Below are 1,918 nucleotides of genomic sequence, written 5' to 3'. Positions count from 1 at the left end.
GACCCGGCCGACACCTGCGGCGCGGGGGACCGGTTTGCCGCCTCCCTGGCGGTGGCGCTGGCCTTCGGACGGCCGCTGGCCGAGGCGGTGGAAGAGGCCGTCGGGCAGGCGGCAGCCTTCCTCGCCGCAGGCGGGGTGGCATCGCTTCGTCGGGAAACGGCCCCGGTCCAGCTGCGCGGTCCGGGGGTAGACGCCATGCGGGTCGCGGCGCAGACCCGCGAAGCCGGCGGCACGGTGGTAGCCACCGGAGGCTGCTTCGACTTGCTGCACGCCGGGCACGCCAGAACCCTGGCCGCCGCCCGGAAGCTGGGCGACTGCCTGATCGTCTGCCTCAACTCGGACGATTCGGTCCGCCGCCTCAAAGGCGAAGAGCGTCCGATCATGAACCAGGAGGACCGCACCGAACTGCTGCTGGCGCTTGAGTGCGTGGATGCGGTGCTGGTCTTCGACGAAGCCACCCCCGAAGCAGCGCTGGAAAGGCTGCGGCCGGACATCTGGGTCAAGGGCGGGGACTACACCGCGGACCAGCTGCCGGAAGCACGCCTGCTGCAATCCTGGGGCGGGCAAACCGTCACCGTGCCCTACTACCCGGCGCGTTCCACCACCGGCCTGGCCGCCGCCCTGGCCAAGGTCGGCTGACACGCCGGACTGCTCCGCAGATCCGGCGCGCCCTGAACTGAAGAATCCCGAACCTGAGGAGGAAACCATGAGCATTGCCCCAACGAACCCCGGCCGCGTCCTGGTCACCGGCGGAGGCTCCGGCCTGGGAGCCGCCGTCGTGGAGGCGGTCCTCGCCGCCGGCGGCACGCCGGTCGTGCTGGACCGTGACGTCAGCCGGGTGGGTCGGGCCAAGAGCATCGAGGTGGACGTCGCCGACCGGGCCGCCGTCGAGGCGGCCGTGCAGCAGGGCGCCGACACCCTCGGCGGGCTGGACGCCGTCGTGACGGCGGCCGGGATCGACCGCTGCGGGCGCCTGGAAGACGTGCCGGCCGAGGAATGGGAGAAGGTCATCGGGGTCAACCTGATGGGCACCGTCTCCGTGGTGCGCGCGGCCCTGCCGCACCTGATGTCCTCCCACGGGCGGGTCATCACGGTCGCCTCGTCGCTGGGGATCAAGGCCGTCTCCGACGCCACCGCCTACTGCGCCTCCAAGTTCGGCGTGGTCGGCTTCAGCCGGGCGCTGGCGGCCGAAACCCGCGGTCAGGTCGGAGTGACCACCATGATTCCGGCCGGCATGAAGACCAGGTTCTTCGACGACCGGACCGAACAGTACAAGCCGCAGGACGACTCCCGGCTCAACGATCCCGAGCGGGTGGCCGATGCCATCATCTTCGCGCTGTCACAGCCGAAGGGCTGCGAGGTGCGCGAGATGGTCATTTGCCACGAAGAAGAAGACTCGTGGCCCTAAGCTCGCGCAGGTCCGCGTAGACATCCTCTGCGCGGACCTGGTCCGTCAGGGAGAATTCGTGGCTGCAGCGTCCGGCGGTCCAGCCCACCTGGGTCAGGTCGGAGCCGCAGGCCGGACACTGCGTCATCCAGGACATGTGGATCCGGTGCAGGGTCCGGCCCAACGCCCCGGCCATGATCATGTTGCCGGCCCAGTAGATGCCCACCGTGGGCGTTCCCACCGCCTGCGCCAGGTGCCGCGGCCCGCTGTCGTTGCCGACCATCACGTCACTGGCACGCAGCACGGCGGACAGTTCATCCAGTTCCAGCCGGCCGGCCACGGACTCGATGCTGCCCCCGCCGCCGGCACCGGACGCCCCGCGGGCCAGGCCCACAACCTCCTCGGCCAGCGCCACGTCGGACTGATCGCCTACCACCAGGACCTGGCATCCGTCGTCGGCCGCCCATGCGGCCACCTGGGCGAACTCCGACGCCGGCCAAGATAGGAAGAGAACACGCGTGAACTCCAGTC

Annotated in this window: 3 protein-coding genes; 2 read left to right on the top strand and 1 reads right to left on the bottom strand. The window is 70.5% G+C overall.

What is annotated here, in order from left to right:
- Together rfaE2 and AC5RUJ_RS15365 are read left to right on the top strand one after the other, a co-directional pair.
- A partial coding sequence (rfaE2, locus tag AC5RUJ_RS15370) for a D-glycero-beta-D-manno-heptose 1-phosphate adenylyltransferase (RefSeq protein ID WP_494156148.1) occupies positions 1–639 on the top strand: 639 nt, incomplete at its 5' end.
- Between the two features lie 67 nt (positions 640–706).
- Positions 707–1,408, top strand: coding sequence for an SDR family oxidoreductase (locus AC5RUJ_RS15365; protein WP_494128897.1), 702 nt, complete (start codon positions 707–709; stop codon positions 1,406–1,408).
- On the opposite strand, the gene AC5RUJ_RS15360 is transcribed toward AC5RUJ_RS15365, so the two are convergent.
- On the bottom strand, positions 1,374–1,918 hold a 545-nt coding region (locus tag AC5RUJ_RS15360), incomplete at its 5' end, for a glycosyltransferase family 9 protein (protein WP_494156147.1). The two genes, AC5RUJ_RS15365 and AC5RUJ_RS15360, sit on opposite strands and share 35 nt — an antisense overlap.

Source organism: Arthrobacter sp. Y3223164 (genome assembly GCF_059091005.1).
This window is presented reverse-complemented; position numbering and strand designations above follow the sequence as displayed.